The sequence below is a fragment of the Streptomyces sp. NPDC039462 genome (genome assembly GCF_055639375.1).
The window spans coordinates 51474-72976 of record NZ_JBVKAO010000006.1; the positions used below are offsets into that span (position 1 = coordinate 51474).

The following is a 21503-nucleotide window of genomic DNA, read 5'->3' on the forward strand; positions in this document are numbered from 1 at the left end:
AGCGGCCGACTCGGAAAGCAGAAATCCCGGAGTGATCAATTCCGGCCAGGCTGGACTACGTTGGGTGGCATGCGCTTCGCGATACTCGGCCCCCTGGAGGTGTGGACGGCCGACGGCAGGCGGGTCCCCGTACCCGAGGCGAAGGTGCGCGCGCTCCTCGCCGACCTGCTGATCCGCGAGGGCCGCCCCGCCCCGGCCGACCGGATCGTCGACGACCTCTGGGGCCAGGACCTGCCGGCCCGCCCCACCGGGGTCCTGCGCAGCAAGATCTCCCGCCTCCGCCGCGTCCTCGACGACGCGGAGCCCGGAGCCCGCGCGCTGATCACGCACCAGCCCGCCGGTTACGCCTTGAACGCCGCCCCCGGCACGGTCGACGCCCACCGTTTCCACGTACTGGTGGAGAGGGCGCGCGAGAGCGATGACCCGCGCGTACGCGTGGAGTTGCTGGACGAGGCGCTGGCGCTGTGGCGGGGGCCGGCGTACGCGGACGTGGCGGAGGAGACGTTCGCCGAGGCCGCGGTCGCGCGCCTGGAGGAGGAGCGGCTGACGGCCTTGGAGGACCGTGCGGAGGCCCGCGCCGAGGAGGGCGACGACCGCAGACTCGCCGGTGACATAGCCGAGTTGGCGGACCTGGTGGCACGCCACCCGCTCCGCGAACGCCTCCGTGCCGCGCACCTGCGCGCGCTCTACCGCGCGGGCCGCCAGAGCGAGGCACTCGCCGCGTACCGCGAGCTGAGCGACCTGCTGCGGACGGAACTGGGCGTGGACCCGGGCCCGGCCCTGACCGCCCTGCACACGGCGATCCTGAACCATGACCCGGAGCTGAGCCCGGCCCCACCGACTCCACTGGCCTCGGCGGTCCCACCAGCCCCAGCGGCCCCGTCACCCCCACGCACCCTGCTGGCCCCGCCGAGTCGCCCTCGTCGTGCCACCAACCTCCCCACGCCCCTCACCGACCTCATCGGCCGCACCCACGCCGTGGAGGAGGCGCGGACACACCTCAAGGACGGCCGGCTGCTCACGCTCACGGGCCCGGGCGGCGTCGGCAAGACGCGCCTGGCTCTTGAGGTCGCCGGACGCCTGTTGGATCAGACGGATGAGTACGGGGAGTACGAAGGGGCCCACCTGGTCGAGTTGTCCGCGCGCGGACAGACGCAGACCGGAATCGCCGAGCTCGTGGCGGCGGCCCTGGACGTCCGCGACGACGTCACGACGACCGCTGCACCGCGGGGGGACCAGGCGACCCCGGCCGGCCTCCTGGACCGCATCACCGCGGCGCTCCGCACCCGCCGCGTCCTGCTCGTGCTCGACAACTGCGAACACGTGGTCGAAGAAGCCGCGGAGGTCGTGCAGTCGCTGCTGACGGCGGCCCCGGACCTGCGGATCCTGGCCACGAGCCGCGAACCACTGGCCGTACCGGGAGAAACCCTCCAGACGGTCCCCCCACTGCAACTACCGTCGCCCGAAGCCGAGCCGACGCCGGAAGAGCTGCAGGCGTCCAGCGCGGTCAGACTGTTCCTCGCCCGGGCCACCGCCACCGCCCCCGGCTTCGCACTCGACGCGGACAACGCCGCCCCGGTCGCGGCGATCTGCCGACGCCTGGACGGCCTGCCGCTCGCCCTCGAACTCGCCGCAACCCGCGTCCGCGGCCTCGGCGTCCACGAACTGGCGGCCCGCCTCGACGACCGCTTCCGCGTCCTCACCGCGGGCCACCGCGGCGCCCCGCCCCGCCAGCAGACACTTCGCGCCGTGATCGACTGGAGCTGGGCCCTGCTCACGGAACCCGAACGCGTCGTCCTGCGCCGCCTGGCGGTCCACGCGGACGGCTGCACGCTGCGGGCGGCCGAGGCGGTGTGCGCGGACCCGGACGAGGCGGGACCCCGGGCGGCGGCCGTCCCCGCCGCCGACGTCCCCGACCTGATCGCCCGCCTCGTCGACCGTTCCCTGGTCGCCACCGTCGACACGGCGGACGGCATCCGCTACCGCCTGCTCGAATCGGTGGCGGCGTACAGCCTGGAGCACCTGCACGACGCGGGCGAGGACACCGACGTACGAGAACGCCACCGCCGCTACTACACCGACCTCGCCGAAGCGGCCGACCGCGACCTGCGCGGCCCCGCCCAGCGACGCGCCCTGCGCCTCCTGGACGCCGAGTCCGCCAACGTACGCGCGGCCATCCACGACGCGGCCCGGCACGGAGACGCCCACCGCGCGCTGCGCCTTGTCAACGCGACGACCTGGTTCTGCTACCTGCGCGGCCGCCTGGGCGGGGCGCGCCGCGCCCTCGACACGGCCCTGGCCGCGACGGGCGAGGCACCGCGGGGCGTACGCGCCGAGGCGCAGGCCTGGCGGCAGGCGGTCGGCACGCTGACCCGCACGGCGGAGGACACGGGCCCGGGCACCGCGCCCGGAACACAGACAGCGCACGCCACACAGACAGCGCACGTCACACGGACAGTGCACGTCACACACACCACGCACGCCACGCAGACCCCACCCGGCATGCCCGCCCCACCCACCCCACCCACCCTCATCGAGGACCCCGTACGACGGGCACGGGTCCGCTGGTTCCAGGCCGCCGCGCTCCAGGGCTGCGGCGACCTCTCCGCGGGCGAAGACCTGATCACCCCCGTCCTCGCGGAACTGCGCGCCCTGGACGACCGCTGGGGCGTCGCCGCCGCGCTCAGCACCCGCGCCCGGCAGGCGGCGACCCTCAGCGACCTGGCGACGCTCGGCGACGCGGGCGCGCAGAGCCTGCGCCTCTTCCGCGAACTGGGCGACGGCTGGGGCCAGTCGCAGGCCATGGCGCTGCTCGCCGTGCACGCCGAGGTCACCGGCGACCCCGAAAGGGCCGGCGCTCTGCACGGCGAAGCGCTGCGCATCGCGGAGGACCTGCACCTCTGGATCGACGCCTCCCACGCCCTGTCGGGACTCGGCCGCGTCGCCCTGCTGACCGGCGACCACGACGGCGCCGACGCCCTGAACGAGCGGGCGCGCCGCCTCGCCGTCGAGCAGTCCGACGTCGTCGGCGAGTACTTCGCCGACCTGGGCCTCGGCCGCACGGCCCGCCGCCGGGGCAGGCCGGCGGACGCCGAGGCCCGCCTCCGCCCCTGGCTGGCCTGGACGCGGGCCATGGACTGGGGCCCCAAGACGGCCGCGCTCCTCACCGAGCTCGGCTTCCTCGCCGAGCAGCGGGGCGACGCGGAGGAGGCCCTGAGCCTGCACCGCGAGGGCTACGCGACCGCGCGCGCCACCGACAACCCCGGCCTGATCGCGCTGGCCCTCGAAGGCATGGCGGGCGCCCACACCCGCGCGGGCCGCCCGGCCCAGGCAGCCCACTTGCTCGCGGCCGCGGCCCAACTCCGCGCCACGACGTCCACCCCGATCCCCGCCACGGAACAGGCAGACGTAACACGCATAGAAACGGCGACACATAAGACCCTGAACGCCACATCCCCCGTCGCCCACCGACCGAACGAGGCCCCGCAGCGATGATGACCGTGATAGCGCACCTGAGCGACACCCACATAGACACGCGCGAAGAGGACGACGGCCGCAGCATCGCCCGCACCAGGGCGGTCATGACGTACCTGAACAGCCTTCCGTACGACCTGGACGCCATCATCGCCACCGGCGACATCGCCGACCACGCGACCCCGTCCGAGTACGAGGCGGCCCGCGAACTCCTCGCCACCCGGCACCCCCTGCTGACCTGCCCGGGAAACCACGACGAACGCCCTGCGTTCCGCGAACACTTCCTGGGCGAGCCGGCGCCCCCCGGAGAGCCCCCGAGCACGGCCCCCATCAACACCGCACTCACCACGGACCGCTTCACGCTGGCCCTGTGCGACACGTCGGTCCCCGGCGAGGACTACGGCCGACTGGCGGACGAAACCCTGACGTGGCTGTCCACCCTCCTCGCCGACACCCCGCCCACGCACCCCGTCCTGATCGGCTTCCACCACCCGCCGGTCCCCCTGAACACCCCTTACGTGGACGACATCCGCCAGCACGACGAGCACCGCCTGGCCGCCCTGACGTCACGCCACCCGAACGTCACGGCCTTCCTCGCAGGCCACGCACACACCCCCGCGGCCACCACCTTCGCGAACCGCCCCCTCCTGGTGGCCCCAGGCGTGGTCTCCACCCTCCGCCTCCCCTGGGAACCCCAGCCCCACCACGTACACCACGACCTCCCCCCGGCGGTCGCGTTCCACGTCCTGGACCCCACGAACCGCCTGACAACGCACTACCGCCCAATCCCCCTCACCACGTCCTGATCCCCCTACGGGACGCGGCCCTGACCCGGCAAGATCCGTCCCAAGGCCAGCCGCGACCCTGCGCGGCCTGCTGAACGCCGGCCACCAGCGCAGCCGGCCCGCCTGGCGGATCTCAGGCCCGGAGCACAGCTCACGTCGTTCCCCCCCCTTCGCGATGGCGGCGATCGCAGGGACCGGCGATCTGCCGGACACGATCACGGACCGGTCGGTCGTCCTGCGGATGCAGAAGCGCAAGCCCGGTGAGAAGGTCGCCCCGTTCCGGTCGCGGTACGCGGCGCCCGAACTCAATTCGCTGCGTGAACGGTTGGCTGCCTGGTTGGGCCCGCTGCGGGGCACGGCCGCCCGCATGGTTCCGGCGATGCCGGTGGAGGACCGTGCAGCGGACACCTGGGAGCCGCTGGTCATCATCGCTGACCTGGCTGGCGGCCACTGGCCCGACCAGGCCCGTGCCGCCTGTCTCGCCATGACCAGGCACGAGGCCGTCCAGGACGAGCAGACCAGCCTGAAGACGCGGCTGCTCCGCGACATCCACCGCGTCTTTGAGCGCGTGAACAACTGCGAGGCTCTGCCCACGCTGGATCTGGTCGCCGCCCTGATTCAGGACACGAACGCTCGTGGGCGGAGTATGGCGTCAAGGGGCTCAACGCCTACCACCTGGGCAACCTGCTGCGGGTCTTCGGCATCGGCCCGGCCAACTACCGCGTCGACCAGGGCAGGCAGGCCAAGGCGTACGCGCGTAACCGATTCCTGGACGCTTGGGCACGCCATTGCCCCGACCTCGTCCAGGCGGACGCCACGCGCGAGCCCGCACACGACACCGCTCCTGCACACCCGACGCAAGGTATGCCGCCCGCAGCGCCGTCGGGCTCGCTGCCCGTCGGCCCGCCCGCCGGCTTTTCGAGGCCGAAGCGAACTCTCTGACCCCACCCGCTTAATGCACTTGGGCCGTAGTCCGTATCACTGCGTCGCATCCGTCCCCGCGCAGGTCAGTGCGGGACGGACTCTCTCACCGGGACGGACGTATCCGTACCTGCCCGGCTGTCCGTACCTGTGCTGACCAGACACGCGACGCATGCAACGGATGCGACACCCCACCAACCCCTGCCATGGGAGCATCGCGATGCCCGACAACGACAGCAGCGACCTCCATCCCGCCCGCCGCCGGGGATGGCTCGGCCTGGACCGACGAACAGCAGCAAGTTGCAGGCGCCCGGGCAGGTGTTTGGTGGGGTGGGTGCCAGTCCAGACGTTTGCCGGGGCCGTCGTCGGGCGCGATCTCAGCGATTCGGGCGAGAACCTCGACGGTGAGCGTGAGGTCGGCTGCGGCGACGTTCTGCGCGGCGCGGCTCGGGTTGCGTGTGCCGGGTGCGGGGCTGGGGCCAAGGCGAGTTTCTCGCCCAAGGCGCTCGAGGGGAGACGACACAGCCTCACCCTCTGCGGGTCTTCGCTATGGAGATGGTGGTGCTGTGGCAGCGAGCGTGTGCCTCGCGGCGGTCGTGAACCGCTCACGAATCCCTGCGCGGGCTTCCTGGCTGCGCCTCAGTTCATCGACGATCACGGTCGCTCGGTCGAGGAATGTCTCGAACCTGTCGCCATCCTCGTTCGCACGGGAAATCGCAGTGTTGGCGAGCTCCTGGACTCTCTCGAAGCTCTCGAATATCGATGCTGTCCGCGGATCCTCGTGGAGCGGTCGACCGCTCTCATCTGCCTCCATCACGAGCTCTTGCATCTGTGTCCTGGCTTCTCGCATGGCTTCCGAAGCGGCGGCCATTGCTGGTGCTGTCTCGTTGGTCATCCGGTCGGTCGCTGTCGGAAGTGTTGACTCTGTGAGTTCCTTGAGTTTGGTGGCTGTGCCCACGTCACGCCGGATGCTGTCGGCGAGTTCTTCCGCCGCCCGAGCCACCTCGGCCGCTCCAAGGATGTCGATCCGCCGTGCACGTTCTGCCATGCGGCCGGCGGCTTCCTTCAGGGGGTTGGCTCCCGGCGATTCGGAGTCTCCCGGCAGACCCACGGAGTCAATGAGGCGCAGGCACTCGTCCCAAGCTTCTAGGAAGGCTTCGTACGCTTGAAGCCGCTGTTGCCGAAGCCAGTGGGCTTGATCGACTGTGGCTTGGTCGTGAACTTGCTGCAAGGTGACCTGTGCACTGAGCACGGCTCCCTTCTTCGCAGCCCGCGCTGACAGAGCTGCACCGACGACCGTGCCGGCCAGCCCGAACACCGCGGCGACCAGGGCGACAACGAGTTCCTTCATGATGAGACATCATCGCGGCAATGACGGTTGGGCGGAATGGGAAGTCCTGAGCGACACGCACCAGTTGCGGGCCCCTGTCGTCCCGCAGTTCGACCGAAACCATCCACCCACGACATGACGATCATCGCTCGGCATAGCGCAGGAATTGGATGCTTAGGCCGACGAGCGAAGCAGCCTCCAAGATGGATGCGGTGGTCAGCAGGGCATTGCCTGTTCCGGAGGACCAGAAGGCGACGAGTGCGGCGATGGGAGTGACGAGGAAGGCAGTCAGATCAACCACCGTTTGTGTGACCTTGCGCGACACCCGCTTGGTATCGCTGCGATGGAACGTTTCCCAGCCGAACAGTTGGCCGCCTGTGCTTGTAGCGATCGAGAGTCGGGGTGCCATTTCTGTACGGATGTATCGCCCGATCGCAGAGATTTTTTCGTCGTTGACCAAGTAGGTCCACCCGAGCACGACGCACACGATTGGCAGGGCCAACATCAGTTGTGGGTGGTTGGTCTGCAGAGTGACGGCTGTTATGGCCGTGGCTGCTGCAAGTGTTACGTACAGCAGGTTGTCGCGGAAGCCGATGCGCGCTCGCTGCTCGTCTTTGAGCTGGGCGTACTCAGCGAGGAGTAGGGCGCTCTCGCTCATTTCGCTGTTACTAGCCACTGCTTCCCCCTCATTTCACGACACGCCACCGTTCACCCATTCACACGCGGTCGTTGAACCTACGGTATGAACGCCGAGGGGCGGACTCCGCAGAGAGGCTGCACCGCAGAGGGACTCTGGGCAAGGGGATGAGATGGACGAGGCATCGGACAAGATCGTAGTGCTTACGGCGCTGCCCTTGGAGTATCAAGCTGTACGCCGCCTGATCGAAGATCCTCAGCGTGTTGACCATGTTGGGACCGTCTTTGAGCGCGGGCGACTCTCGGGGACGTCGTCCACCGTGTACTTGGCGTCCACCGGCCCTGGTAACGACTCCGCGGCGGTGATCACTGAACGGGCTGTCAGCTTCGTCCAGCCGCGAGCGGTTCTGTTCGTGGGGATCGCTGGGGCGCTGAAGGAGGACATCTCTCCAGGAGATGTCGTGGTCGCCACCGAGGTATACGCGTATCACGGAGGTAAGCAGGACCTGGACGGGTTCAAGGCCCGGCCGCGGAGCTGGGAAGCCACGTACTCGCTGCAACAGGTGGCCCAGTACGTAGCCAATGTTGGTGCTTGGAGAGACAAGCTCACTGATGGGGCACGAACTGCAACCGCTGTGCATTTCAAGCCCATCGTCGCTGGTGATGTCGTCCTCAATGCTCCGCGGGAGTCGCCCCTGCGCGTGTTCCTGGATCAGTACTACAACGGTGCCGTCGCAGTGGAGATGGAAGGTGCTGGCTTCGCTAGCGCCGCTCACAAGGCTCGAGCCGTGCCTCACCTGATGATCCGAGGAGTCAGTGATCGAGCGGACGGAACGAAAAAGGACACCGATGCTGCTGGCGTGCAGCAGATCGCCGCACAGAACGCTGCGTTGTTTCTGGCAGAAGTCATCGCTCAGCTCACGCCTGTGGACGTTCCTTCAGGCGCCAGATCGCAAGGCCCCATTGACGAGCTGACCTGGCAACCGCTCGACGAACCGGTCGAAGTGTCCTGGCACAAAGACCTAGTCCCCGGGAGCGCATACACCAGTGGTCCATCTGTGCTTGAGCTTCACCTGGTTCCCGTACATGTAGCCAACAGGGTGCCTGCGGCGCGTATGCGAAAGCTGGCGGCTGACCTGCTTGGTCTGGGACGCTCGGAGGGGTTCTTCACGAACCTCGAACGGGTAGAAGCCCACGACTCGGCTGACATGGTTGTGGTGAGTGTTGCTGATCCGCGTGGTCGTTCGGCTGGGCTGGCCATCACAAAGTCAGGGCAGCGCAGTGCCTGGGAATCGCTTCCGCACCCAGGACTCACATACGTGCTTGACGAGGAGCACGCCCGCCAGCGGATCGCGGCTCTACTGGCTCTTTTGGTGGCCATTGACGTGCCGTCGGCTCCGTCTTACGCGCCGGCGGCGGCCATTGAGAACACCAGACTGGTCACCGTTGAGCGCCTCAGCGAAGTGAATCCCAATTCCGCCGGGTTCCGCGCTATCGATGCGCCCATTGAGGTTGTGCCTGAGGAAGCCGTCACTGCCGCGGCGGCTGCCAGACACGGCTCGGAATTGGCCGAGGAGTTGGCTGCTCGGCTGGTCTATTCCTTCCACACTCCTCGCACTCGCCGTTGATTGGCCCCGCCGGTAGATTGCCCCTGGTCAGGCATCGGCTCAACCGGTGTTGAACGGTGCTTGTTGCGCGAGCGAACGGTGACGCACGAGCCATAATGTGACGGATCGGTCGTCTTCAAGTAGTCGGCATAGCGGTGAGGGCTGCTTCCCTGATAATCAGGGAAGCAGCCCTCACCGATGATTCTGATGTCCAGTCAGAGACCTGCCGGACCGGTGCACACCTGGTGGACAAGAGCCTGGAAAACGAGCCGCACCAATGAGAAACACTGGAGAGTGTTTCCGCAGGTCACGTCACGTTCCCGGGCCTCCGGCCAAGGCCACCCGGCCCCGCCCTTTAGATGTCGAAGTAAAGCTCGAACTCGTGCGGGTGCGGGCGGAGCTGGATCGGGGCGATTTCGTTCGTGCGCTTGTAGTCGATCCACGTCTCGATCAGGTCGGACGTGAAGACGCCGCCCGCCTGGAGGTACTCGTTGTCCGCCTCGAGGGCGTCGAGGACCGCGGGGAGGGAGGTCGGGACCTGGGGGACGCCCGCGTGCTCCTCGGGGGCGAGCTCGTAGAGGTCCTTGTCGATCGGCTCGGCCGGCTCGATCTTGTTCTTGACGCCGTCGAGGCCCGCCAGGAGCAGCGCGGAGAAGGCGAGGTACGGGTTCGAGGACGGGTCCGGCGCGCGGAACTCGACGCGCTTGGCCTTCGGGTTCGAGCCCGTGATCGGGATACGCATGGCCGCCGAGCGGTTGCGCTGCGAGTAGACCAGGTTGACCGGGGCCTCGAAGCCGGGGACCAGGCGGTGGTAGGAGTTCACCGTCGGGTTCGTGAAGGCCAGCAGCGACGGGGCGTGCTTGAGGATGCCGCCGATGTAGTAGCGGGCGGTGTCCGAGAGGCCCGCGTAACCCTGCTCGTCGTAGAAGAGCGGGTCGCCGTTCGACCACAGCGACTGGTGGACGTGCATGCCCGAACCGTTGTCGCCGAAGATCGGCTTCGGCATGAACGTCGCGGTCTTCTCGTTGCGCCAGGCGACGTTCTTCACGATGTACTTGAAGAGCATCAGGTCGTCGGCCGCGGCGAGCAGCGTGTTGAACTTGTAGTTGATCTCGGCCTGGCCCGCCGTGCCCACCTCGTGGTGCTGGCGCTCGACCTGAAGGCCGTTCTTGTCCAGCTCCAGGGAGATCTCGGCGCGCAGGTCCGCGAAGTGGTCGACCGGCGGGGCCGGGAAGTAACCACCCTTGTAGCGGACCTTGTAGCCGCGGTTGTTCTCGACCGCACCGGTGTTCCAGGCGCCGGCCTCGGAGTCGATGTGGTAGAAGCTCTCGTTCGCCGACGTCTGGAAGCGGACGTTGTCGAAGACGTAGAACTCGGCCTCGGGGCCGAAGTACGCCGTGTCGGCGATGCCGGTCGAGGCGAGGTACGCCTCCGCCTTCTTCGCCACGTTCCGCGGGTCACGGCTGTACTGCTCGCCCGTGATCGGGTCGTGGATGAAGAAGTTGATGTTGACGGTCTTGTCGCGGCGGAAGGGGTCCACGCGAGCCGTCGACAGGTCGGCGCGCAGCGCCATGTCGGACTCGTGGATGGCCTGGAAGCCACGGATCGACGAACCGTCGAAGGCCAGCTCCTCGTCCGGGTCGAACGCCGCCGCCGGGATCGTGAAGTGCTGCATCACACCGGGCAGGTCGCAGAAGCGGACGTCGATGAACTTGACGTCCTCGTCCGCGATGAACTTCTTCGCGTCGTCGGCGTTCTGGAACAACATCCAACTCCTCCTACTCCCGCCCGGGGCGGGACGGGGTTGCAGCTCGGGTTGCAGCTCGTCGTGCGGCCAGTGCGGTGGCACACGCTGGGACCCGACCATAAGGACGGGGGATTTCTCAAGCATGACCCATTTGTTTCGTCGAAGTTAACCGGAGGGCGGGGCGTATCCGGCGGGCTCAGCTCCGTGTCCGGCGTATGCGGTCTTGTGTTCGGCCCCGCCCACCTCCGGGAAACATCCCGCCCGTCCCCGGGGAACACCCCGCCCACCCCCGTGGAACAAGGGGCGCAGTACCTTTGACGGGTGGACAAGAGGCAAGCAATCGGATCGTGGCTGTCCGGCCCCCGCGCGGCCGCCGAGGAAGCCGGTGTCGACTTCGGATACCGGGGTCAGCAACTCGGCCTGCCCGAGGAGGGACCGGGGTCGATCGCCCGTCCCGGCCGCCGCATCGGCGCCATCGCCGTCGACTGGGGCCTGTGCATGCTCATCGCATACGGTCTGTTCGCCGGCGGTGACCAGCAGGCGCTGGGCAACTGGGCCCTCGGCATCTTCTTCGTCATGAGCGTGCTGACCGTCGCCACGGTCGGCTGCACCCCGGGCAAGGCCCTCTTCCGGCTGCGCGTCATCGCCGAGGGCGGCGGGCGGCTCGCGCCGGGCTGGGTCCTGGTCCGCGGCATCCTGCTCTGCCTCGTCATCCCCGCCCTGATCTGGGACCGCGACGGCCGCGGCCTCCACGACCGCCTCTCCCGCGCCATCCAGATCCGCATCTGATCCAGGATCGTCCTCTACGAGTGGTTCGTCCCCTGAAGGAATCGGGCTGCCACCCGTAGGTCCGACACAAGTCCCGCGTACGCCTCGTCCCTGTCCTTCGCGCGGAGCACCGCCGAAGGGTGCACGGTGGCGAGGAGGCGCCGGCCGTCCTCCTCCGCCTCCTCCCCGGTGGCCGCAAGCGGCAACTCCGACTCCGGCCCCCTGCCCGTCGGAAGGGTGAGCAGTGCTCCCCGCGCCTCTGTCACCTTGAAAGAACTGCCCAGCAAGGACTTGCCCGCCGTCGCGCCGAGCGCCACGACCAGTTCCGGGTCCACCCGCCGTAGCTCAGCCGCCAGCCACGGGCGGCACGCGGTCAGCTCGCCGAGGCTGGGCGCCTTGTGGATACGGCGTTTGCGGCCCTCGGAGACCGGCGCGAACTTGAAGTGCTTGACCGCGTTGGTGAGGTACGCCTGGTCCTCCTCGATCCCCGCCTCGCCCAGCGCCGAACGGAGCAGGCGCCCGGCCGGGCCCACGAACGGCTCGCCGGCCCGGTCCTCCTGGTCGCCCGGCTGCTCTCCGACCAGCATGAGGCGGGCATGGGCGGGGCCGGCGCCGAAGACGGTCTGCGTCGCGTCCGCGTACAACGGGCAGCCGCGGCAGTCGGCGGCCGCTCGGCGGAGCGCGGGGATCCCGCCCCGCGCGGGCACGTAGGCCGAAGCCCCGTCGGACCCCTTCCGTGCCCCGTCCGACCGTGCCCCGTCCGACCGTGCCCTGTCCGACCGGTTCCCGCCCGACCGGTTCCTGCCCGTCTGGCTCCCGCCCGTCTGGTTCCTGTCCGACCGGTTCCCGCCCGTCTGGTTCCTGTTAGGCATGGCGCGCCTCCCTCCCGCCAGCGTCCCAGCGGGCCCGCGCACCGGCCAACGGACGCACGAAGGCCCCGGAACCCATCGGTTCCGGGGCCTTCGTCCAGCGTAAGAAGGTGACGCCAGAAAGGGAGAAGCCGTCCGCTACTTCATCTTCGGGCCGCCGCGAGGCATCCGCATGCCCTTCGGCATCGGCCCCTTCGGCAACGGCATGTTCGACATGAGGTCCCCCATCGCCCGCAGACGGTCATTCGTCGCGGTGACCTGCGGGCCCGTGAGGACGCGCGGCAGCTTCAGGAGCGTCGTGCGCAGCTTCTTCAGCGAGACGGTGCCCTCGGTGGTGCCGACGATGACGTCGTGCACCGGGACGTCCGCCACGATGCGGGCCATCTTCTTCTTCTCGGCGGCCAGCAGGCCCTTCACGCGGTTCGGGTTGCCCTCCGCGACCAGGACGATGCCGGCCTTGCCGACGGTGCGGTGCACCACGTCCTGGCTGCGGTTCATCGCGACCGCGGGGGTCGTCGTCCAGCCGCGGCCGATCTTGTCGAGCACCGCGGCCGCCGCACCGGGCTGGCCCTCCATCTGCCCGAAGGCGGCGCGCTCGGCCCTGCGTCCGAAGACGATCGCCATCGCGAGGAAGGCGAGCAGGAAGCCGAGAATGCCCAGGTAGATCGGGTGACCCACCCAGAAGCCGATCGCGAGGAAGACGCCAAAGACGACGATTCCCACAGCCGCGATGATGAGACCGATCTTGGAGTCGGCCCGCCGGGTCATCTTGTAGGTCAGAGCGATCTGCTTGAGTCGCCCTGGCTCCGCGGCCGCATCCGCCGCGGTGGTTTCCTTCCTCGCCATGCCGAGAAGTCTACGTGGCCCCGGAGGCAACTACGACGTGCGGGTTGTCGTCACGGTCTCTTCGAGTACCCGCAGAGCCTCGACCCGGTCCTTGGCGCGGCGCCGGTCCTCCAGGACGGAAGTCCAGGCGTTGCGCCGTGCGGTGCGCTGGCCGCCGCTCATCAGCAGCGACTCGACGGCGCGCAGGGCGGTGGAGACGGACGGGATGGCGGTGGCGCGAACGGGCGCGGCCTGCATGATGGGGCCCTCCTGGAGAGCGGCTCGGGTGGGGGGAGCGGCTATGGATGAGGCTGGGCTACGGGTAAAGCTGAGCTACGGGGTGACGCTGGGCTATGGGTAAGGCTCTACGTGCGGTAGTACCAGGGTCACTGATTGGTGTTACCAGGACGTGACCGACCGGTCAAACGCCGATGAAACCTTGATACGGGGGCCCAAAACGCTGACGCGGCCCATACGGTCCCGTTCACCTGCGGGGATCGTATGGGCCGCGTCATTACGGCCAGTACCGGGTGGTAGGCGCTTGTGCGCCGATTCACACAGTCGCTCCGTGCGCGACACGTGCCGGTGTCACACCGGCCCGCGCCCGGCACGTGCCGGTGTCACACCGCCTGCGACGCCACGTACGCTCCGCGCTTCTCGATCGCCATCTGGTACAGGCGGCCCGCGCGGTACGAGGAGCGGACCAGCGGGCCCGACATCACGCCGGAGAAGCCGATCTGCTCGGCCTCCTCCTTCAGCTCCACGAACTCTGCGGGCTTCACCCAGCGCTCCACGGGGTGGTGGCGCGGCGTGGGACGCAGGTACTGGGTGATGGTGACGAGCTCGGTGCCCGCCTCGTGCAGCTGGCGCAGCGCCTCGCTGACCTCTTCGCGGGTCTCGCCCATGCCCAGGATCAGGTTGGACTTGGTGACCAGGCCGGCCTCGCGGGCCTTCGTGATGACCTCGAGGGACCGCTCGTAACGGAAGCCGGGGCGGATGCGCTTGAAGATGCGCGGCACCGTCTCGACGTTGTGCCCGAGGACCTCGGGGCGCGACGAGAAGACCTCGGCGAGCTGGTCGGGGTCGGCGTTGAAGTCGGGGATGAGGAGCTCGACCTTGGTGTAGCCCTCGGCGCGCTCCGCCGTCATGGCGTGGATCTGGCGCACCGTCTCGGCGTACAGCCAGGCGCCGCCGTCCTCCAGGTCGTCGCGGGCGACGCCGGTGATCGTGGCGTAGTTCAGGTCCATCGTGACGACGGACTCGCCGACGCGGCGCGGCTCGTCGCGGTCGAGGGCCTGCGGCTTGCCGGTGTCGATCTGGCAGAAGTCACATCGCCGGGTGCACTGGTCGCCGCCGATGAGGAACGTGGCCTCGCGGTCCTCCCAGCACTCGTAGATGTTCGGACAGCCCGCCTCCTGGCAGACCGTGTGCAGACCCTCGCTCTTCACGAGTTTCTGGAGGGCGTTGTACTCGGGGCCCATCTTCGCCCGGGTCTTGATCCACTCGGGCTTGCGCTCAATGGGGGTCTGGGCGTTCCGGACCTCCAGGCGCAGCATCTTGCGTCCGTCGGGTGCGACTGCGGACACATCGGCTCCCTGTAGCTTCGATTCTTCGGCGTCCACCAGGGTACGCCCGTGATGTCATGGGGCTTACTTCCGGCCAACCTCTGGCCAACGGGGTGCATTCCCCGGCGGCCGGAGTGGCCCTGTGCCGGGGTGCGTTCCCCGCGCCCGGGGCCGCCCTGTGCCCGGGGTGCGTTCCCCGCGCCCGGGGCGTCCCTATGCGGAGGCGGGCTCCACGACGCGCGGCTTGAGCTCCGCGTTCTCCAGGACGTCCCGCAGGTGCCGCTCGGCGACCGGCAGCACGTCGGCGATGGTGATCTCGCGGTCCAGCTCGTACGCGAGGGACGTGACGCCCGCGTCGCGGATGCCGCACGGGATGATCCGGTCGAACCACGTGTTGTCCGGGTTCACGTTCAGCGAGAAGCCGTGCATCGTGACGCCCTTGGCGACCCGGATGCCGATGGCCGCGATCTTGCGGTCCTCGCGGCGCTGGCCCGCGTTGGACGGGGCGTACTCCGGGCCGTTGAACCGGGCGTCGAACTCGTCGTCCTGGAGGCGCGGGTCGAAGTCCAAGGAGAGCCCGCCGAGCGCGGGGCGCTGCTCCACCGGGTCGCCGAGGACCCACACGCCGCTGCGGCCCTCCACGCGCGTGGTCTCGAGGCCGAACTCCGCGCACGTCCGGATCAGCGCCTCTTCCAGGCGGCGCACGTGCGCCACGACGTCCACCGGGCGCGGCAGCTTCTGGATCGGATAGCCCACCAGCTGGCCGGGGCCGTGCCAGGTGATCTTGCCGCCGCGGTCCACGTCGATGACGGGAGTGCCGTCCAGCGGGCGCTCGCTGTCCTCGGTGCGGCGGCCCGCGGTGTAGACCGGCGGGTGCTCCAGGAGCAGGCAGGTGTCCGGGACCTCGTCGGCGAAGCGGGCGGCGTGCACACGGCGCTGCTCGTCCCACGCCTCCTGGTACTCCACGAAGTCCGGGCCGAAGCCCAGCCGGACGAACCGAAACTCACTCACGGCAGGTGCCTCCCTGAACATTCATCGTGCACATATCGCGCCCCTGCCACTGTACGGCCCCCCTCCGTCGGCAACCTCGGCCCGGGTTCCTCACACGATCGGATGAATGGCCGGAGAAGGCGCCTCCGCAGGCTGTGACGGCCGTTACATTCACGCCGTTCACGAGGCCATAAGGGCTGCTCAAGGCAGGCCCGAAAGGCAGGAGACCGCACAGCCGATGACGGAACGACCCCCGCAGCGCACTCCCAACCGCCAGCTAGCCGCTCTCATCTCGGAAGCCGGATTCTCCAATGCGGGCCTTGCCCGCCGCGTCGACCAACTGGGTCTCGAGCACGGCCTGGACCTGCGGTACGACAAGACATCCGTGACCCGCTGGCTCCGCGGCCAGCAGCCCAGGGGCACCACACCCGCGCTGATCGCCGAGGTCTTCACGAGACGCCTCGGCCGGCGCCTTTCCGCGCAGGACCTCGGGCTCGACGCGTGCGCTCCGGTGTACGCCGGTCTTGAATTCGCGGCCACCCCCGAGGAGGCCGTCGACATCGTCGGCGGACTGTGGCGCAAGGACTCCGGAAGCCACGCGGAGCTACGGAAGATCGCGTTCACCCCGGCCGGACTCGTGGTGCCGAGCCGGGACTGGCTGATCGGCCGCGCCGACGAACGCGTCGGACGCGGGGACGTCGACCCGTCCCACGCGCGCGTGCCCGCCCAGGGCCGCCCCGGCGTGCCCCGGCAGCGGCAGGGCCCCGAGCGCGGCCCGGGACAGCGGGTCAGCAGCGGCGACATCGCCGCGCTGCGCTCCGTGGGCGAGCTCTTCCGCGCGCTCGACCACGCGTACGGCGGCGGGCACGCCCGGCAGGCCCTCGTCCGCTATCTGGAGCACGAGGCCGAGCCGATGCTGCGCGGCGTCTACGGCGAGCAGGCCGGGCGACGGCTCTTCGCGGCCGCCGCCGACCTGACCCGCCTCGCGGGCTGGACCTCGTACGACATCGCGGCCCACGGCCTCGCCCAGCGGTACTACGTCCAGGCGCTGCGCCTGGCGCAGGCCGCGGGCGACCGGGCGTACGGCTCGTACGTCCTGGTCACGATGAGCCGCCAGGCCGTCTACCTCGGCCACGGGCGCGAGGCCGTGCAGCTCGCGCGGGTCGCCCAGCAGGGCGTCGGCTCCTCGGCGCCGCACGTCGTGCAGGCCCTGCTGTACGCCGCCGAGGCGCGCGGGCACGGGGTGCTGGGCGAGGTGCGGGCCTGCACCGCGGCGCTCGGCCGGGCCGAGCGGTCCCTCGAGGCGGCGCGGCCCGGCGACGAGGTGCCGTACTGGGCACGGTTCTTCGACGAGGCACAGCTGGCGGACGAGCTGGGGCACAGCTACCGCGACCTCCAGCAGTACCGCGCGGCGGCCCAGTACGCCGAGCGCTCCCTCCAGCTGCGCACCCCCGCCTTCGCGCGCAGCCGGCTGTTCTGCCGGGTCGTCCTCGCCACCGCGCGGCTCGGCCTCGGCGAGCTGGAGGCCGCCTGCCAGCTGGGTGCCGAGGCGGCGCAGGCGGCGGGGGAGATGCGGTCCGCGCGGGCGCACGAGTACGTACGCGAATTCGAGCGCCGTCTTGAGCCCTACCGCGACGCGGCCCCGGTGCGGGGATACCGGGACAAGGTCGCCGCGCTGGGGTGAGGCGCACGGGGAGAAGCCCCCGCGTGGGGGGGCGCGGGGGCTTCCGGGGGAGCGGGACCGGGGGTCGGAGGGTCAGGCGGCGGTGGGCAGGGGCTCCTGGGTGTACGAGGAGTCGATGCCGAAGTCGGTGAGGACGGCGTGGGCCGCGCGCCGCCCCGAGTGCAGGGCGCCCTGGACGGTGCTGGTGTCGCGGTGGTCGCCGCAGACGTAGAGCCCGGAGAGCAGCCGCACCGGGCGCCGCACGTCGTGCGGGGGCGGCATCGCGGGCACGGCCTCGCGGGTGTGGTGGACGGCGAGCGTCTCCCAGCGGTCGGTCGGCGTCCCGTACAGCGTGGCGAGGTGCGCGCGGACGGCGGGCTCGTCCGGCGGTGGGCCGAGGACCGTGGAGGAGACGAGGACGCGGTCGGCGGGCGCGCGCGACGGGTCGACCCGGCTGATGACCGCGGTGTGGGCGACCGGGCCCGCACGGTCCGCGTCCAGGAGCAGCGCGGGCCCGTCGAGCGGCGGCTCGGGTGCCGTGTGGTGGACCACCGTGACCTCGTGGAAGGGCGGCACGCGCAGGCCGGGCAGGAGGTCGGCGGCGGCGCGCGCGTCGGTGGCGAGGAGGACGGCGCGGCAGGCGATCTCGCCGTGCTCGGCGGTCCTGACGGAGCTCGTGGAGACCGAGGTGACGCGGACGCCGGTGCGGACCACGCCGGGCGGCAGGGCCGCGGCGAGGAGCTCGGGCAGGACGTCCGCGCCGCCTTCCGGCAGGCAGAGGCGGCCGCGGGCGAAGGCGTGCAGGGCGAGGTCCGCGCACCGGCTCGACGTGGTCAGGCCCGCGTCGCAGAGGAGCGCGGAGAGCAGCGGGCGCAGGAAGCCGTCGATCGTGCGGGCGGGCAGCCCGCGCGCGGAGAGCGCGTCCGCCGCCGGGAGTTCGGGCCGGGCCAGGAGGCGCTCGACGGGGGTCGCGGCGATGCGGGCGAGGGCGGCGCCGAGCCGGGCCTGGTCCAGGGGGGCGCTCGTAAGGGCGCGCGCCGCCGTGAGTGCGCCCCTTGCGCTCCGTCCGGGCAGCCGCTCGACGGCACGGTGCCTGCGGCCCTCGCTGTGCACGAGGAGGCCGGGCGCGAAGGGGCGCAGGACGAGGGAGTCGAGTCCCGGGGTCCTGCGCAGTTCCGGATACGACGTGGTGAGGAGCTGGCCGATTCTGTCGAGCCGGAATCCGTCGATCTTCTCGGTCGACATCCGGCCGCCGACGTAAGGGGCGGCCTCCAGGACCACGGTCATGACACCGGCGCTGGTCAGCCGGTGCGCTGCCGAGAGCCCGGCGACCCCGGCTCCCACGATGACGACATCCGCATGGTGCGCATGCTCTGGCACGTGCCCCTCCCGAGGTCGCGCGGCTGCTGGGTTGCTGATGCCCCCAACAGGGCTCCGGAATACCCGAGTTCGGCACGAGGGTAGGAGGGGTTCCGGTCAGAAGGAGTCGCGCATCGACCGGGCACGGTCGCACGCCGGTCGCACAGTGGTCACGTCCGGAGGCCTTCGGTCCCTTTCCGTCAGGGGCGTACGCCGGAGACATCCGCGTCGGCACCCGCCCCGGAGCGGCCGCGTCCGGTCACCGCGGCCGGCCCGGGCGGCTCACCTCAGCGCCGCCCGGATCGACTCCTCGATGCCGGGGAAGGCGAAGGTGAAGCCGGACTCCAGGAGCCGCGTCGGGAGCACCCGCTGGCTGCCGAGGACGTCCCCCGCCATCTCGCCGAGCACCACACGCAGCGCGGGCGCGGGCGCGGTGAGGAGGGTGGGCCTGCGCAGCACCCGCCCCATCGCCGCCGTCACCTCGCGGTTGGTGCGCGGCTCGGGCGCCGTGAGGTTGAACGGGCCCGACAGCGTCTCCGTGTCGATCAGGTGCCGCAGCGCGGCCACCTCGTCGTGCAGGGAGATGTGGCTCCAGTACTGCCGGCCGTCGCCGAGGCGCCCGCCGAGCCCCGCCTTGAAGAGCGGGAAGAGCCGGCCCCAGGCACCGCCCCCGCGGCCGACCACGAGGCCGTTGCGGGCGAAGACGGTACGGATGCCGGCCTCCTGGGCCGCGGCCGCGGCGGCCTCCCACTCCACGCACAGCGACGGCAGGAAGCCCCTCCCGGCCGGGGCGCCCTCGTCCACCGCCCGCGAGCCGGTGTCTCCGTAGTAGCCGATCGCGCTGGCGTTCACGAACACCCGCGGCGGCTCGTCCAGCGAGGCCACGGCGGCGGCGAGCGTGCCGGTGCCGAGCACCCTGCTGTCCCTGAGCTCCCGCTTGTAGGCGGCCGTCCAGCGGTGGTCCCCGATGCCCGCGCCCGCCAGATTGACGACCGCGGTGCAGCCCGCGAGCCCGGCCTTGTCGACGAACCCCTCCTGGGGGTCCCAGCGCACCTCGTCCTTGCCCCGTGGCGCCCTGCGCACCAACCGCACCACGTCGTGCCCGTCGGCGGTCAGGGAGCGCGTCAGCGCCGTACCGATGAGCCCGGAGGCGCCGGTCACGGCGACGCGCGAGTGTGTGGTTTCCATGCGTTCCATCCTGCCCCGGGAAACCGCGCGGGCGCCCGCTCCACGCGGCCGACGTGGCGGCGATCCGGCCGCCGTACAGTGGCGTCATGCCGGACATGCACATACGTACCGCACGGCCCGAGGACGACGACGCGCTCGCCCGTCTCGACCGTGCCACCTGGTCCACGCTGCACGCGGTCCAGCCCCGCCCCGAGCCGCCCTATGACTCCTTCTTCAACGACCGCTTCGGGCCCCGCGACCACCTGGTCGGCGAGGTGGACGGGCGGATCGTCGGCTATGTGAAGCTCGGCTTCCCCACCCCGCTGCTCGTCAACGCGCACGTGCGCCAGATCCAGGGCTTCGTCGTCGCCGAGGAGGTGCGCGGCCGGGGCGTCGGCAGACGGCTGCTCCGGGCGGCCATGGACGAGGCCCGCCGCCAGGGCGCGGTGCGCATCACCCTGCGGGTCCTCGGCCACAACACCCCTGCCCGCAAGCTCTACGAGGCGGAGGGCTTCGTCATCGAGGGCGTGCTGCCCGGCGAGTTCCTGCTGGACGGCGCGTACGTCGACGACGTCCTCATGGGCCGTCCCCTCTGACCGGCGAATGACCCGACGGACCTGCCCGGCGTGCGGGGGCGCCGCGGCCGTAGGAGCGTGAAGGGATGATCAGGGCTGCGGCCAGACGGCGAGACGCGGAACAGCGCGACTGGCTGCTGCGTGGCACACCGCCCCCGCCCTGGGTGCGCTGGCCCCCGCCGCTGCTCCTCCTCGCGATCGTCCTCGTCCAGCTGGTCACCCCGAAGACGCTCGACCTCAGCTTCCTGGTCGCGGCCGTCCCGCCGCTGGCCGCCCTGTCGTACGGACCCGCGGCGACGGCCCTCGTCGGGGGCGTCGTGGTCCTGCTGCTCTCCCTGCCGCACTTCGGCCTCGGCCACCCGGGCAACAGCGACGCGCTGACGATCACCTTCATCGCGGTGCTCAGCGTGCTCTTCGCCTGGGTGCGCAGCCGCCGCGAGGCCCAGCTCGTGACCGTCCGCACGGTCGCCGAGGCGGCCCAGTTCGCGGTCCTCCCACCGCTGCCGGAACGGGTCGGCAGGGTGCGGTTCGCGGGCCTGTACCAGGCGGCGGAGCACGAGTCGCTGGTCGGCGGCGACTTCTTCGACGTACGCAGAGGGCCGCACGGGGTGCGCGCCCTCATCGGCGACGTGCGGGGCCACGGCCTGGAGGCGGTCGGCACGGTCGCCGCGCTGCTCGGCGCGTTCCGCGAGGCGGTCATCGACAAGGCGGACCTGGAAGGGGTCGCCGCCCAGCTCGACCGCAGGCTCGTCGTGGACTCCGAGGGCGAGGAGCACGCCGAACTGTTCGCGACGGCGGTGCTCCTGGAGTTCCCCGACGACGCCTCCGTCGTACGCGTCGTCTCCTGCGGACACCCGCCGCCCCTGCTGCTGCGCGGCCCCGAGGTCACCGAGCTGGACGTGACCGCCGGCGCGCCGCTCGGCCTGGGCATCGCGGGCGTCGCCCCGCCCGAGGGCCTGACCGTGCCGCTGCTCGCCGGTGACCTGCTGTTCGGCCTGACCGACGGCGTGAGCGAGGCACGGGACGCGTCCGGCGCGTTCTACCCCCTGGACGAGCGCCTCACCGCGCTGCTCAAGGCGGACCCGGCGCTGCTGGACGACCCGGCGGGGCTCGTGGAGCAGGTGTGGGCGGACGTGGTGCGGTACGCGGGGCGCGTACGGGACGACGTGACGATGATGGTGTTCGCGCCGGGCCCGCTCACCTCCGCGCAGCAGGCGTGACG

17 protein-coding genes and 1 pseudogene are annotated in these 21503 nt (G+C 70.7%); 8 read left to right on the forward strand and 10 right to left on the reverse strand.

Annotation, left to right across the window (positions count from 1 at the left end; all coding sequences use genetic code 11):
- The first annotated feature begins 69 nt into the window (after window positions 1-69).
- From ACZ7LU_RS28570 to ACZ7LU_RS28580, 3 genes and pseudogenes are all read left to right on the forward strand, one after another.
- On the forward strand, window positions 70-3495 hold the full coding sequence (locus tag ACZ7LU_RS28570) for an AfsR/SARP family transcriptional regulator (protein ID WP_471918402.1): 3426 nt from the start codon (window positions 70-72) through the stop codon (window positions 3493-3495).
- Window positions 3492-4280: a metallophosphoesterase gene (locus ACZ7LU_RS28575; protein ID WP_471918403.1), complete on the forward strand. Its 789-nt coding sequence runs from the start codon at window positions 3492-3494 to the stop codon at window positions 4278-4280. The genes ACZ7LU_RS28570 and ACZ7LU_RS28575 overlap by 4 nt, the downstream gene beginning before the upstream one ends.
- A 58-nt stretch (window positions 4281-4338) precedes the next feature.
- A pseudogene (locus ACZ7LU_RS28580) lies at window positions 4339-5201 on the forward strand (DUF3631 domain-containing protein); the annotation flags it as partial.
- A 526-nt stretch (window positions 5202-5727) separates the two neighbouring features.
- Here the strand turns inward: ACZ7LU_RS28580 and ACZ7LU_RS28585 are convergent.
- Window positions 5728-6531 (reverse strand): hypothetical protein, encoded by an 804-nt coding sequence (locus ACZ7LU_RS28585; protein ID WP_471918404.1) that lies wholly within the window; start codon window positions 6529-6531, stop codon window positions 5728-5730.
- Window positions 6532-6652: 121 nt separating this feature from the next.
- Window positions 6653-7168: a hypothetical protein gene (locus tag ACZ7LU_RS28590; protein ID WP_471918405.1), complete on the reverse strand. Its 516-nt coding sequence runs from the start codon at window positions 7166-7168 to the stop codon at window positions 6653-6655.
- Between the two features lie 151 nt (window positions 7169-7319).
- Between ACZ7LU_RS28590 and ACZ7LU_RS28595 the strand changes: the two genes are divergently transcribed.
- Entirely contained in the window at window positions 7320-8774 is a 1455-nt protein-coding gene (locus ACZ7LU_RS28595) for a 5'-methylthioadenosine/S-adenosylhomocysteine nucleosidase family protein (protein WP_471918406.1), read from the forward strand.
- A gap of 334 nt (window positions 8775-9108) precedes the next feature.
- On the opposite strand, the gene glnA is transcribed toward ACZ7LU_RS28595, so the two are convergent.
- The gene (gene glnA / locus ACZ7LU_RS28600) at window positions 9109-10518 is read right to left on the reverse strand and encodes a type I glutamate--ammonia ligase (protein WP_398298442.1); all 1410 of its coding nucleotides are present in this window, start codon (window positions 10516-10518) and stop codon (window positions 9109-9111) included.
- Between the two features lie 303 nt (window positions 10519-10821).
- On the opposite strand from glnA, the gene ACZ7LU_RS28605 reads away from it, so the two are divergent.
- Window positions 10822-11289 (forward strand): RDD family protein, encoded by a 468-nt coding sequence (locus tag ACZ7LU_RS28605; protein WP_398296966.1) that lies wholly within the window; start codon window positions 10822-10824, stop codon window positions 11287-11289.
- A gap of 14 nt (window positions 11290-11303) precedes the next feature.
- On the opposite strand, the gene ACZ7LU_RS28610 is transcribed toward ACZ7LU_RS28605, so the two are convergent.
- From ACZ7LU_RS28610 to lipB, 5 genes are all read right to left on the reverse strand, one after another.
- On the reverse strand, window positions 11304-11975 hold the full coding sequence (locus tag ACZ7LU_RS28610) for a UdgX family uracil-DNA binding protein (protein ID WP_471112150.1): 672 nt from the start codon (window positions 11973-11975) through the stop codon (window positions 11304-11306).
- 300 nt (window positions 11976-12275) lie between these two features.
- Window positions 12276-12983, reverse strand: a complete 708-nt coding sequence (locus tag ACZ7LU_RS28615; protein WP_398296962.1) for a DUF4191 domain-containing protein — start codon at window positions 12981-12983, stop codon at window positions 12276-12278.
- A 30-nt stretch (window positions 12984-13013) separates the two neighbouring features.
- A complete protein-coding gene (locus ACZ7LU_RS28620; protein ID WP_365367177.1) occupies window positions 13014-13220 on the reverse strand; it encodes an SCO2195 family GlnR-regulated protein in 207 nt (68 codons plus the stop codon).
- 362 nt (window positions 13221-13582) lie between these two features.
- Window positions 13583-14548 carry a lipoyl synthase gene (locus ACZ7LU_RS28625; RefSeq protein WP_398296960.1) on the reverse strand — a complete coding sequence of 322 codons (966 nt, stop codon included), beginning with the start codon at window positions 14546-14548 and terminating at the stop codon, window positions 13583-13585.
- Between the two features lie 192 nt (window positions 14549-14740).
- On the reverse strand, window positions 14741-15538 hold the full coding sequence (gene lipB, locus ACZ7LU_RS28630; protein ID WP_398296958.1) for a lipoyl(octanoyl) transferase LipB: 798 nt from the start codon (window positions 15536-15538) through the stop codon (window positions 14741-14743).
- A gap of 217 nt (window positions 15539-15755) precedes the next feature.
- Here lipB and ACZ7LU_RS28635 point away from each other — a divergent pair, with 217 nt between their 5' ends.
- The gene (locus ACZ7LU_RS28635; protein WP_471918407.1) at window positions 15756-17201 is read left to right on the forward strand and encodes a regulator; all 1446 of its coding nucleotides are present in this window, start codon (window positions 15756-15758) and stop codon (window positions 17199-17201) included.
- A 72-nt stretch (window positions 17202-17273) separates the two neighbouring features.
- On the opposite strand, the gene ACZ7LU_RS28640 is transcribed toward ACZ7LU_RS28635, so the two are convergent.
- A complete protein-coding gene (locus ACZ7LU_RS28640) occupies window positions 17274-18560 on the reverse strand; it encodes an NAD(P)/FAD-dependent oxidoreductase (RefSeq protein ID WP_471918408.1) in 1287 nt (428 codons plus the stop codon).
- 261 nt (window positions 18561-18821) lie between these two features.
- The gene (locus ACZ7LU_RS28645; protein WP_471918409.1) at window positions 18822-19736 is read right to left on the reverse strand and encodes a TIGR01777 family oxidoreductase; all 915 of its coding nucleotides are present in this window, start codon (window positions 19734-19736) and stop codon (window positions 18822-18824) included.
- A 77-nt stretch (window positions 19737-19813) separates the two neighbouring features.
- On the opposite strand from ACZ7LU_RS28645, the gene ACZ7LU_RS28650 reads away from it, so the two are divergent.
- Together ACZ7LU_RS28650 and ACZ7LU_RS28655 are read left to right on the forward strand one after the other, a co-directional pair.
- Window positions 19814-20302: a GNAT family N-acetyltransferase gene (locus tag ACZ7LU_RS28650; RefSeq protein ID WP_471918410.1), complete on the forward strand. Its 489-nt coding sequence runs from the start codon at window positions 19814-19816 to the stop codon at window positions 20300-20302.
- 65 nt (window positions 20303-20367) lie between these two features.
- Window positions 20368-21501 (forward strand): PP2C family protein-serine/threonine phosphatase, encoded by a 1134-nt coding sequence (locus ACZ7LU_RS28655; protein WP_398296948.1) that lies wholly within the window; start codon window positions 20368-20370, stop codon window positions 21499-21501.
- Window positions 21502-21503 lie beyond the last annotated feature (2 nt).